Below are 12,284 nucleotides of genomic sequence, written 5' to 3' on the forward strand. Positions count from 1 at the left end.
TCTGGACGCCGCCAACTCTCCGCCGCCGCGTGCGCTCGGCGCGCGCCGGCACGATGGAGAGAGCAAGGTAATTATTGATCAGGCCAATTGATATTTAAATCTGATGATTTAAATTAATTGGAGCCCGACTTTAACCGAGCCGCGTTTGAGCAAAGGTAACGAGATGTGTACCGCGTAACAACGCGTAAGGGCAGACGAATAGGCGGGCGTATGCGCGTCGCCGCGCGGTGCCGGTGCCCTGCGCGACGAGCTTCAGGTATCGCGTGAACGCGAAAGGATTACCGCTGGTTACGGTTTCTGTTACAAGTCGGCCTGGCCGCGGCGCGCCGTGCCGCGTGCGAGGGCCGCTGAGCGCGGAGGTGGGTGCGCGCGCTACACGATCTCGATCCAGTTCGCGCCACGCCCGCCGACCGCGCGCGCGCATGGCGACAGCGTGCCGTCGTCAGGCGCGATCGCATAGACCGACAACTGTTCCGATTGCTCGCCGCACGCGACGAGAAACCGTCCGGACGGATCGATCGCGAAGCCGCGCGGCTGCGTCTCGGTGGCCGTCGCGTGCACGGGATCGAACGTGCCGTCCGCGTTGCGGCGAAAGCAGACGAGCTGGCTCGTCGTGCGCTCGGACACATACGCGTAGCGTTCGTCCGGGCTAAGGTGCAGGTCGGCGGCCCAGACTGCCGGTTCGGCCGGCGCGGGCGGGCGCGCATGGCCCGGCGCGAGCTGTGCGAGCGCCGCGGGGCGCGCGGTGACGCGCGCGTCGCCGAGCCGGCCGCTGTCGGGATCGCGTTCGAACACCGCGAGCTTCGCCTCGAACTCGCTGACCGCGACGAGCATGCGACCGTCGCGCGACAGCCGCAGGTGGCGCGGCCCGAAGCCGCGCCCGACGCGCGCTTCGCCATGCTCGATTGCACGGATGCCGCGCATGTCGTTGACGAGCGCGAAGCAGAAGATGCGATCGGAGCCGAGCGAGCTGACATACGCGTAACGGTCGTCCGGCGACACGATTACCGCATGCGCATTGGGAATGCCGCCGATCACCTGCAGCGGCACGCCATCGCCGGCGCGCACGCGCGCGGCATCGTAGACGCTCAGCGAATGCCCGCCATACGACGCGCCGAGGAGCCAGCGGCCATCGCCGGCGAGCGTCAGGTACGCGAGGCTCGCGTCGATCGCGGCGCACGCGCCGCGCGCGAGCGCGCCGGTGCCCGGTTCGATGTCGAATGCGACGATCGCGGGGCGCTCGCCGCGCGTCGCCGCATAGAGCCGCGTGCGGTCGGCCGTGCGTGCGAGCGGCATCACGACATCGCCGGCGGGATAAACGCCAAGCGGCGCGAGCGCACCGCCGGCGTCGAGCGCATAGGTCGCGACGGTGCCGTCGACGGCGTTCGAGACGATGACGGTGAAGCGATCAGTGTTCGGCATGACGGAGCATCGAGGCACGCGTGAAGGACTCGTCGGCCGGCAGGCCGCGCGGCGGATCGCTGCGCCGGTGCGTGCGGGCGAACAGCGCGGCGACTGCGGCGACGAGGGACGCGACCGCGAGCGCGTACAGGCCGCCCGTGATCGAACCCGTATGTTGCTTCAGATAGCCGAATGCCGTCGGCGCGACGAAGCCGCCGAGGTTGCCGATCGAGTTGATCAGCGCGATTCCCGCCGCGGCGACGCGCGTGTCGAGATAGCCCTGCGGGATCGGCCAGAACAGCGACGACGCGGCCTTGAAACCGAGCGCGGCGAAGCAGATCGACGCGAACGACCAGACCGGATCGTGCGACGTCGACGCGAACAGTCCGCACGCGGCGAGCACCAGCGCGAACGCGAGCCAGCGCTGCGGGTGCTTCCATCGCGCGGACAGCACCGCGAAGCCGTACATCGCGCCGATCGCGATCATCCACGGGATCGTGTTGTAGAGTCCGACCTGGAAATCGGTGAGGCCGCCCATCTTGCGGATGATCGTCGGCAGCCAGAAGGTCGCCGCGTAGATCGTCAGCTGGATCGCGAAATACAAGAAGCAGAACAGCATGATCTGCGGATCCTTCAGCAGCGCGAGTTGCGGCACGTGCACGCGCGAACGCACGTCGCGCTTCGCCCGTTCGTCGTCGAGCGCGGTTTCGAGCGCGCTGCGCTCGTCCGGCGTGAGCCACGTCGCGTCGCGGATGTGCGACTTCAGCAGCAGCCAGCTCGCGCCGCACAGCGCGACCGAGAACAGCCCCTCGATCACGAACATCCATTGCCAGCCTCGCAGGCCGAAGCCGTGGATCGACAGCAGCGCGCCCGTGACGGGCCCCGACAGCACCGACGCGAACGCCGAGCCGCCGAGAAAGATCGCCATCGCCTTGCCGCGTTCCTGCGGCGGCAGCCATTGCGTCAGGTACAGCACGACGCCGGGGAAGAAACCGGCCTCGGCCGCGCCGAGCAGGAAGCGCAGCACGTAGAACGACGTGTCGTTCCACACGAACGCCATCGCGGCCGCGACGATGCCCCACGTCGCCATGATGCGCGCGAGCCAGATGCGCGCGCCGTAGCGTTGCATCAGCAGGTTCGACGGCACTTCGAACAGTGCGTAGCCGACGAAGAACAGCCCGGCGCCGAGGCCGTAGGCGGCCGCGCCGATTCCGATCGACGCCTCGAGATGGCGGTCGACGAAGCCGACGTTCACGCGGTCGATGTAGTTCGCGATGAACATGATCAGCACGAGCGGCAGCACGTGCCATTTCACTTTCGAGACGGCGGACGCGAGCGGGTCGCGGCCGGCCAGGGCGGGCGAGGGCGTGTTCAACGGTGTCTCCGGTCGGGATGCGGCAGGCGGTTCGGGCGCCCGAGTTTTACGGTCATGTAGTATGTCGTCGTATGACATGTTACGCGCTGCGATCCGTCGTGACGTCACGGGTTTACCCGGGAATACGCTATTTTAAGGCGGATGGCGCACGATGCCAGGCTTGGTTTGAGTGGGTTGATGTCTGATGACGTGTGATGACTCGGCATCGACCGCGCGATCGATCGTCCCGGTTCGCCCGTTCCGCCCGTTCCGCCCGTTCTGCCGCGTGATGAGCCATCGAACCGCCCGCCACCCGCCGCCCGCGTCACGCCATCGACACGACGCTGTTGAGCAGCGTCTTGACCAGCACCGCCTGGCGCGTTGCGCCCGTCTTCGCGAAGATCCCGCGCAGGTGCGCGCGCGCGGTGTTCTTCGTGATGCCGGCGGCCGCGGCGGCCTCGTCGAGCGTGAGGCCGTCGACGAGCAGCAGGGCGATCTCGGTTTCCATCGGCGTGAGGCGGAACAGCTTGTGCAGCATGTCGCGCGACGTCTGCGGCGACGACGCCGGATCGCGGACGAACACCGCGATCGCCGGCCGGTGCCGCCGGTCCTCGGCGCCGCGATAGGGCGCGAGCGGCCGCAGCAGCACGTTGAGCGGCTGCGCGCCGCCGGGACGCGACAGCGTGGTCACTTCGATGCGGCCGAGCGCGCCCGCGCGGAAATGGTCGAGCGCCGCCTGGATCGCCTTCTGCAGCCGGCGCTCGTCGAGCGGACACGACGCGTGCAGGCGTTCCTGGCGCACGCACAGCCCGTCCTGCCGGTCGAACAGCCGCTCGGCGATGCAGTTGCGCTTGATCACGCGGCCGTCGTCGTCGAGGATCGCGGTGCCGACGTCGAGGCGGTCGATCGTGCCCGCGTACAGCGCGCGCTCCGCGTCGAGCACGTCGAGCGCCGCGTGCAGTTCAACCGCGCGCTGCAGGTGCGGCAGCAGCACCGCGACCCGCGCGCGCTCGGCCGCGTCGAAATCCCGGCCGCGGTGCGCGCGGCTCACGAAGAACGCGCATTCGACGCCGTGCTCGCCGCGCAGGTTCGCGCCGAGGATGTAGCGCAGGTCGAGCGGCTGCAGGTACTGCCGGTAGAAGTCATGTGTGCGCCACGCCGCTTCGCCGAACAGCGCGTCGGCGGTGAACACCTGGCCGGCCGGCTGGTCGAGAAACGGGCAGAGCGCATAGAACTGCTCGCTGTACGACGGCTCGCCGGGCAGCAGCGGGCCGTGTGCCGACGCGTTGATGATGACGCCGCGCCGCGTGCCGCCCGGATTGCGCAGCACGAGCGTCGTGAAGCTCGCGTCGAGCTGCGCGCGGATCGCTTCGAGAAATCCGGCCCACGGCGTCGCTTCGGTCGGGCCCCGGTAGACGAGGCCGAGCCACGCGTCGAGGTCGCGCGCCGTCCACGCCGTGTCGTCGAACGAGTCGTGGGCGACGGCACCGCCGCCGGACGGAACAGCGATCCGCATGCTCGCAATCTCCTGGAATGCAATGAGGTTTCCCGGTCGAGCATACGGATCCGGCGGCGGCACGCGTCATCCGAACGGAGTAGGGCCGCGCCGGATGATCAAGCCGAGCGTTCGCGCAGCAGGTGCGCGACGATGCGTGCCGCCGCGTCCTCCGGCGTTTCGGCCACCGTGTCCACGCGCAGCTCCGGATGCTCGGGTGCTTCGTATGGCGAATCGATGCCGGTGAACTGCTTCAGCTCGCCGCGCCGGGCCTTTTTGTACAGCCCCTTCGGATCGCGCTCCTCGGCGACCGCGAGCGGCGTGTCGACGAACACCTCGACGAATTCGTCGGGCCCGACGAGCGCGCGCGCCATCTCGCGTTCGGCGCGGAACGGCGAGATGAACGACACGAGCGCGATCAGGCCCGCGTCGACCATCAGCCGCGCGACTTCGGCGACGCGCCGGATGTTCTCGACGCGGTCGGCTTCGGTAAAGCCGAGGTCGCGGTTCAGCCCGTGCCGCACGTTGTCGCCGTCGAGCAGGTACGTGTGCTTGCCGAGCGCATGGAGCTGCTTCTCGACGAGGTTCGCGATCGTCGACTTGCCGGCGCCGGACAGCCCGGTCAGCCAGACGATCCGCGGTGTCTGGCCCTTTTGCGCGGCGCGCGCGTGCCGGTCGACGTCGACCGCCTGCCAGTGCACGTTGTGTGCGCGGCGCAGCGCGAAGTGCAGCATCCCGGCGCCGACCGTGTCGTTCGTGTAGCGGTCGATCACGATGAAGCCGCCCGTGTGGCGGTTCTGCGTGTACGGATCGAACGCGACCGGCCGGTCGAAGCTCAGGTTGCACACGCCGATCTCGTTCAGCGCGAGCGTGCGCGCGGCGAGATGCTCGCGCGTGTTCACGTCGATCTTGTACTTCGGCGTCGCGCATGTCGCGCCGACCGTCTGTGCGCCGAGCTTGACGAGATACGGCCGGCCCGGCAGCAGCGGAGCGTCGTGCATCCACACGACGGTCGCCTCGAACTGGTCGGCGACCTCGGGCGGCGCATCGGCGCGCGCGATCATGTCGCCGCGGCTGATGTCGATTTCGTCGGCGAGCGTCAGCGTGACCGCTTCGCCGGCGCGCGCGATGTCGGCCTCGCCCGCAGGCGTGATCACCGACGCGACGCGGCTTTCCTTGCCGGACGGCAGCACGCGGACGCGGTCGCCGACGCGGATCTCGCCCGACGCGATGCTGCCCGCGTAGCCGCGGAAGTTCAGGTGCGGACGGTTGACCCACTGGACCGGCAGCCGGAACGGCTCGTGCTGCTTGTGCAGTTTGTGTACGCCGTCGCGCGCGTCGAGCGCCACCGTGTCGAGGTGTTGCATCAGCGTCGGGCCGTCGTGCCACGGCATCCGCGTGCTCGGGACGATCACGTTGTCGCCGCGCAGCGCGGACAGCGGAATGCTGACGATCTCCGACAGACCGAGCTCGGCCGCGAACGCGCGGTAGTCCGCGTCGATGCGCTCGAACACCGCGCCGTCGTAGTCGACGAGATCCATCTTGTTGATCGCGAGCACGACGCGCGTGATGCCGATCAGCGCGACGAGATGGCTGTGCCGGCGGGTCTGCGTGAGCACCCCCTTGCGCGCGTCGATCAGGATGACTGCGAGATCGGCGGTCGACGCGCCGGTGATCATGTTGCGCGTGTACTGCTCGTGTCCGGGCGTGTCGGCGACGATGAACTTGCGCCGCCCGGTCGCGAAGAAGCGATAGGCGACGTCGATCGTGATCCCTTGCTCGCGCTCGGCCGACAGCCCGTCGACGAGCAGCGCGAAGTCGAGGTCGCCGCCCTGCGTGCCGAGCTTCTTCGAATCGGCTTCGAGCTGGCTCAGCTGATCGTCGAACAGCTGGTTCGATTCGTAGAGCAGGCGGCCGATCAGCGTGCTCTTGCCGTCGTCGACGCTGCCGCATGTGATGAAGCGCAGCAGGTCTTTCGTTTGCCGATCGTGCACATCGTGTGCGGTGAGTGCGTGTTCCATCAGAAATACCCCTCCTGCTTCTTCTTCTCCATCGATCCGGCCGAATCGCTGTCGATCAGCCGCCCCTGGCGCTCCGACGTGCGCGTGTCGCGCATCTCGCGCAGGATGTCGTCGAGCGATTCGGCGTTGCTGTCGATCGCCCCCGTCAGCGGATAGCAGCCGAGCGTGCGGAACCGCACCTTGCGCATCTGCGGCATTTCGCGCTCGCGCAGCGGCAGCCGGTCGTCGTCGACCATGATCAGCGCGCCGTCGCGTTCGACGACGGGCCGCGCCTTCGCGAAGTAGAGCGGCACGATTGGGATGTCGTGCAGCCGGATGTACTGCCAGATGTCGAGCTCGGTCCAGTTCGAGATCGGGAACACGCGCAGGCTTTCGCCGTTGCGCTTGCGCGCGTTGTACAGCGACCAGAGTTCCGGGCGCTGCCGCTTCGGATCCCAGCGGTGCTGGTCCGAACGCAGCGACACGATGCGTTCCTTCGCGCGCGACTTTTCCTCGTCGCGGCGTGCGCCGCCGAACGCGGCGTCGAAACCGTAGTGATCGAGCGCCTGCTTGAGACCCTGGGTCTTCCACACATCGGTGTGCAGCGCCGAGCCGTGCGTGAACGGATTGATGTGCTGCGCGACGCCTTCGGGATTCACGTGCACGCGCAGTTCGAGGCCGAGCCGCTCGGCGGTCGCGTCGCGAAACGCGATCATCTCGCGGAATTTCCAGGTGGTATCGACATGCAGCAGCGGGAAGGGCGGCTTCGCGGGGTAGAACGCCTTCATCGCGAGATGCAGCATGACCGAGCTGTCCTTGCCGATCGAATACAGCATCACCGGGTTGTCGCTCTCCGCGACCACCTCGCGCATGATGTGGATGCTCTCGGCCTCCAGCCGCTCCAAGTGGGTCAACATCGTTCGTCTCCTTGTTCCATGCCGGCGCCGCGCGACGTGTGCGGCGGCTCGTGCATGACGCTAAAGGTAGCGACGAGCGCCGGTGCGGCTCTTCGTCCGGGTGGACTAAGGCATGCCGGGTGCAAGCCGTGTTCGGGCAGCGGATCTTTCCTTAGTCCACCTGGACGAAGTGGCCGACGGTGCGGGCGCTTAATGTGGGCGCTCGACCATCGGCGGAGACGACACATGACGGACGACACACGTTCGACGCAACTGCTATCGGGCCAGACCTGGGCCGATTTCTGCGACACCCTGAAACGCAGCGGTCAGCAGATCCTGCGCGCCGAAGCGCCGGACGATCCGCTCACGCGTGCGGAAGGGTTCCGCTACCTGAGCCGGCTGATGCGCATCGCGCTCGAGATGCACGTCGAATTCGCGGACGGCGCGTGGCCCGGCTTCTTCTCGCCATCGCACGAAACCGCGAAGATCGGCGCGGACAATCCCGACAACCTGTACCAGTACGCACGCGTCGACGGGCGCTGCGACTATCGCGTGACCGGGCGGCGCGGCACGGTCGCGTACCTGAGCTTCGGCACGCAGAAGGGTGGCTACGAGACCGACGGCAAGATGCTGCAGACGGGCTTTCTCGACGCGAAGCAACTCGCGACCGCGCCGGACGGCAGCTTCGAGATCGTGCTGAGCCAGACGCCGCGCGCGGGCAACTGGCTGCGCATGGAGCCCGGCACGAACGCGCTGCTCGTGCGGCAGACGTTCCTCGACCGGCGCGGCGAGACGCCCGCGCAACTGAAGATCGAACGCGTCGATGCGCAGGATCGTCCCGCGCCGCTCGATCCCGTCGCGCTGCACGGCGGCCTGATGCGCGCCGCGCAGTTCGTCGAGCACACGGCGCGGCTGTTCGCCGACTGGGCCGCGAGCTACCGGCCGCACGTGAATGCGCTGCCGCCCGCGGACCAGGCGCTGTGCCAGTCGGTCGGCGGTGATCCGAACATCTACTACTACCACTCGTGCTGGTCGCTGGCGGACGACGAGGCGCTCGTGATCGACGTCGATCGCGTGCCCGACTGCGACTTCTGGAACGTGCAGCTCAACAACTACTGGATGGAGTCGCTCGACTACCGTCATTTCGACGTGTGCGTGAACAAGCACCGCGCGCGCCTGAACTACAGCGGCGGCGTGACGGTGATCGTCGCGGCCGCGAATCCCGATCCCGGCCGCGCGAACTGGCTCGACACGGCCGGGCATCGGGCGGGCACGATCTGCTGGCGCTGGGTCGGCGCGCGGGAACACGTGCATCCGCGCACCCGCGTGGTCAAGCTCGCGACGCTGAAGGAGGCCGTATGAACCACTCCCCGCTCGACCACGTCCGCACGCAACTCGACGCCAGCGGCCTGCTCGCGCAAGCCAGCGCGCGCGCGGGCGGCCTGACCGCGTTCGGCGACGGCCCGTATCGCGAGGCGCTCGACGTGCTGTGCGCATCGCTGATTCGCGAAGCGAACCTGTCCGCGCGCGGTGCGGACATGATGCGCGAGAAGCTCGTCGGCCAGCTCGTCAACCGGCTGATCGTCGAGGACTACTGCCGGCGCCATCCGGAGATCGAGTCGATCGCGATCGACGATCCGCTCGTGATCGTCGGCCTGCCGCGCACGGGCACCACGCTGCTGCAGCGGATGCTCGCGGTCGACCCGCGCTTTCATTCGGCCGCGTGGTGGGAAACCCGCTATCCGGCGCCGCTCGCCGGCGAGACGCCCGACGCGCCCACCGTGCGCATCGCGCGCGCGCAGGCCGAGGTCGCGCAGATGATCGACTGCATTCCGCAGATCCTGTCGATCCATCCGCTCGACGCGATGCTCGCCGACGAGGAGTTCATGCTGATGGAGCACTCGTTCGTCTGCGCGATGGATTCGTATGCGAACGTGCCCGGCTATACCGCGTGGCTCGCGCGGCAGGATCTCACGCCCGTCTATGCATATCTGAAGCGGATGCTGCAGTTCCTGCAGTGGCAGAAGGCGCGGCGCGGCGTCTCGTCGGCGGCGCCGGTCGCGCCGGCCGTGCGCTGGCTGCTGAAGACGCCGCAGCACCTGCATGCGCTCGACGTGCTGTGCCGCGTGTTCCCGCGCGCGCAGGTCGTGCTCACGCATCGCGATCCGGCGCAGACGATTCCGTCGATGGCAAGCATGGCGCACACGCTGTGGCAGATGTACGCGGACGATCCGGACCCGCGCGTCGTCGGTGCGCAATGGAACGCGGGGATGGCGCGTGCGATCGGCGCCGCGATGGCCGCGCGCGACGCGCTGCCTGCGGAGCGGTTCCTCGACGTGCGTTTCGAGGACACCGTGACGAACCCGCTCGGCGTCGCCGAGGCTGTGTACCGCTTCGCGGGGATGCCGCTGGACGCCGGCGCGCGCGCGGCGATGCAGGGCTGGCTCGCGCGCAACGGTCGCGACAAGCGCGCCGCGCACGACTATTCGATTGCGCGTTTCGGTTTCACCGATGCGCAGCTCGCGCACGATTTCGCCGCATATCGCGCACGCCACCTGCAGGCCGGCAACTGACCGCGCCGCGCGTTCCAACCCGATCAGGAGACAAACCATGTTGCTGAAGGACAAGATCGTCGTGATTTCCGGTATCGGCCCCGGGCTCGGCGTGAAGCTCGCGGTCGAAGCCGCACGCGAGGGTGCGCGAGGCGTCGTCGTCGCGGCGCGCACGGCCGCGAAGCTCGACGATGCGCAGCGGCGCATTCGCGAACTTGGCGTCGATTGCGAGGTATTGAAACAGGTGACCGACATCACCGAGCGCGCGCAGTGCCGGCAGCTCGCGGACGCGGTGATCGCGCGCTTCGGCCGGATTGATGCGCTCGTGAACAGCGCGTTCGTGCACGGCGCGTTTCCGGAGCCGGTCGACGCCGCCGACCTCGACGGCTGGCGCGCAGTGTTCGACACCAACGTGTTCGGCACGATGACGCTCACGCAGGAAATCGTGCCGCAGATGAAGCGGCAGCGGCGCGGCGCGATCGTGATGATCAACACGCAGGCAACCCGCAAGCCGTTTGCAGGCGAAGCCGGCTACGCTGTGTCGAAGGGCGCGCTCGCGGTTGCGGCAAAATACCTGGCGCGCGAACTCGGCGAGCACGGAATCCGCGCGAACAGCATCCACATGGGGTGGATGTGGGGCGTGCCGACCCAGACCTATTTCCGCGAGGCCGCGGCCGAGTGCGGCATGACCGACGAGCAGATCATCGCGCCGATTGCGTCGAACATCGCGCTGGCGCGCCTGCCGACCGACGACGACTGCGCGCGTGCCGCGCTGTTTCTCGCGTCCGATTACGCGAACGCGGTGACGGGCGCGACGCTCGACGCGAACGGCGGCGATTTCATGCCCTGACCGATGGAGACACCGACGATGCAGGCAAACGACGACGGGCAGCACTTCTTCGCATTCAACGGCGACGCGGACGGCCTGTGCGCGCTTCAGCAACTGCGGCTCGCCGAGGGCGGGCGCGGCACGCTCGTCACCGGCGTGAAGCGCGACGTGTGCCTCGTCGCGCGCATCGACGCGCGCGCGGGCGACCGGATCACCGTGCTCGACGTGTCGCACGACCAGAATCGCGACGCGGTCGCGAAGCTGCTCGGCGACGGCGTCGCGATTCGCTATTTCGATCATCACTTCGCGGGCGACCTGCCGTGCGACGCGCGATTTCTCGCGCATATCGACACGGCGGCGGACGTCTGCACGAGCGCGCTCGTGAACCGCTACCTCGACGGCCGGCATGTGCGCTGGGCGATCGTCGCGGCGTTCGGCGACGAACTGCCGGCGCTCGGCGACGCGCTCGCTCGCGCGCACGGAATCGGCAAGGCCGACGCGCGCACGTTCGCGGAACTCGGCCATTACCTGAACTACAACGCGTACGGCGACTGCGTCGGCGATCTGCATTTCGATCCGGCGGCGCTCGCCGACGCGATGCTGCCGTGCGCGGATCCGCTCGACTTCGTGCGCGGCACGCCGGTGTTCGCCGCGCTGCGCGACGGTTACCGCGACGACATGGCGCGCGCCTGCGCGCTGGCGCCGCTGCGCGAAGTGCCGGGCGCGATGTTGATCCGGATGCCTGATCAAGCGTGGGCGCGGCGCGCGACGGGGATGCTCGCGAACGAGCGGATGCGCAGCCAGCCGGGCACCGCGCTCGCGGTGCTGTCGCCGCGCGCGGCGGGCGGGTTCGTCGTCAGCGTGCGCGTGCCCGATGGCCGTCCGCTCGGCGCCGACGATTTCTGCCGCGGCTTCGCGACAGGCGGCGGCCGCAAGCGTGCGGGCGGCATCAACCATCTGGCGGAAGCGGAATTCGATGCGTTCGCCGCGCGTTTCGAGGCGGCGTTCCGGATCGATTGACAGCGCGCCGCGCGGTATTCCGCACTCGCTGTCACGCGCGCTTGAGGCTGCGCGCCGCGTACAGCGCTTCCGCGCGCGCCTTCACGTCGAGCGCGCACTGGTCGAAGCCGCGCTTCACCCACGCGCCGTGGTTGCGCATGATCGTGTCCGCGTTGACGCCGAGGAACTGGTCGGTCGTCACATAGCGGCAGCGCTCGGGGCCGTCGGCGTCGATGTACTGGTCGCGGCGCGCGGCGTCCTTGTTGTCGTCGGTCGGGCGCTGTTCCCACGACAGCAGGCGTTCGGGCTCGAACGCGACGAGCGTTTCGTTGACGGGGATCACGTCGCTGGTGTCCGGAATCCGGACCTGCATGCAGACCAGATCGCCGAGACGGCCGGTCGTTTCGAGGCCGACGCAGAAGGTGTTCCATTCTGCATAGCGCGGGAAGTCGGTCAGCACTTCCCAGACGACCGATGCGGGGGCGGCGATGTCGACGGTGATCGAGGTGACGAGATTGGCGGCTTTGGTCATGGCGGCGTGGTAGGTCGGGTGGGTCGGGTGAGGCCGTAGCGTCGAGCGTAGGCGGTCGTGGGCCGTGAAAAATCGTCGGAATGGACTAAGGCGTTCTACGGGGGGGTGCCCCTATGTCTTTCGTCAAGCGTTAGGGGCTGACTTGGGTTGGTAAATGGTGCCGTCGCGCAGCATGGCGAACAGGACGTCGCAGCGTCGCCGTGCCAGCGCGATGAGCGCTTGGTTG

Annotated in this window: 10 protein-coding genes; 4 read left to right on the forward strand and 6 right to left on the reverse strand. The window is 68.5% G+C overall.

The features are described 5' to 3' along the window. Positions 1-372: 372 nt before the first annotated feature. The 5 genes from DID96_RS32805 to cysD all read right to left on the reverse strand — a co-directional run bounded on the left by DID96_RS32805 (position 373) and on the right by cysD (position 7,167). Positions 373-1,422: a beta-propeller fold lactonase family protein gene (locus DID96_RS32805; RefSeq protein ID WP_124603360.1), complete on the reverse strand. Its 1,050-nt coding sequence runs from the start codon at positions 1,420-1,422 to the stop codon at positions 373-375. Further along, positions 1,409-2,776 (reverse strand): MFS transporter, encoded by a 1,368-nt coding sequence (locus DID96_RS32810; protein WP_124603361.1) that lies wholly within the window; start codon positions 2,774-2,776, stop codon positions 1,409-1,411. Before DID96_RS32810 ends, DID96_RS32805 begins: the two co-directional genes overlap by 14 nt. Before the next feature lie 304 nt (positions 2,777-3,080). Then, positions 3,081-4,271: a helix-turn-helix transcriptional regulator gene (locus tag DID96_RS32820; RefSeq protein WP_124603362.1), complete on the reverse strand. Its 1,191-nt coding sequence runs from the start codon at positions 4,269-4,271 to the stop codon at positions 3,081-3,083. A 98-nt stretch (positions 4,272-4,369) separates the two neighbouring features. Next, the gene (cysN, locus tag DID96_RS32825) at positions 4,370-6,271 is read right to left on the reverse strand and encodes a sulfate adenylyltransferase subunit CysN (protein ID WP_124603363.1); all 1,902 of its coding nucleotides are present in this window, start codon (positions 6,269-6,271) and stop codon (positions 4,370-4,372) included. After that, positions 6,271-7,167 carry a sulfate adenylyltransferase subunit CysD gene (cysD, locus tag DID96_RS32830; protein ID WP_124603364.1) on the reverse strand — a complete coding sequence of 299 codons (897 nt, stop codon included), beginning with the start codon at positions 7,165-7,167 and terminating at the stop codon, positions 6,271-6,273. Before cysD ends, cysN begins: the two co-directional genes overlap by 1 nt. Before the next feature lie 225 nt (positions 7,168-7,392). On the opposite strand from cysD, the gene DID96_RS32835 reads away from it, so the two are divergent. The 4 genes from DID96_RS32835 to DID96_RS32850 are packed head-to-tail and all read left to right on the forward strand — an operon-like array spanning position 7,393 to position 11,547. Beyond that, positions 7,393-8,508: a DUF1214 domain-containing protein gene (locus DID96_RS32835; protein WP_124603365.1), complete on the forward strand. Its 1,116-nt coding sequence runs from the start codon at positions 7,393-7,395 to the stop codon at positions 8,506-8,508. After that, the gene (locus tag DID96_RS32840) at positions 8,505-9,719 is read left to right on the forward strand and encodes a sulfotransferase (protein ID WP_124603366.1); all 1,215 of its coding nucleotides are present in this window, start codon (positions 8,505-8,507) and stop codon (positions 9,717-9,719) included. Before DID96_RS32835 ends, DID96_RS32840 begins: the two co-directional genes overlap by 4 nt. A gap of 37 nt (positions 9,720-9,756) precedes the next feature. After that, positions 9,757-10,548, forward strand: coding sequence for an SDR family oxidoreductase (locus tag DID96_RS32845; RefSeq protein ID WP_124603367.1), 792 nt, complete (start codon positions 9,757-9,759; stop codon positions 10,546-10,548). Between the two features lie 18 nt (positions 10,549-10,566). Then, the gene (locus DID96_RS32850) at positions 10,567-11,547 is read left to right on the forward strand and encodes an acetyltransferase (RefSeq protein WP_124603368.1); all 981 of its coding nucleotides are present in this window, start codon (positions 10,567-10,569) and stop codon (positions 11,545-11,547) included. A gap of 31 nt (positions 11,548-11,578) precedes the next feature. Here the strand turns inward: DID96_RS32850 and DID96_RS32855 are convergent, their stop codons facing one another. Then, positions 11,579-12,058, reverse strand: a complete 480-nt coding sequence (locus DID96_RS32855; RefSeq protein WP_124603369.1) for an SRPBCC domain-containing protein — start codon at positions 12,056-12,058, stop codon at positions 11,579-11,581. Positions 12,059-12,284 lie beyond the last annotated feature (226 nt).

This window comes from Burkholderia sp. Bp8963 (assembly GCF_003854275.1).
Classification (GTDB): Bacteria; Pseudomonadota; Gammaproteobacteria; order Burkholderiales; family Burkholderiaceae; genus Burkholderia.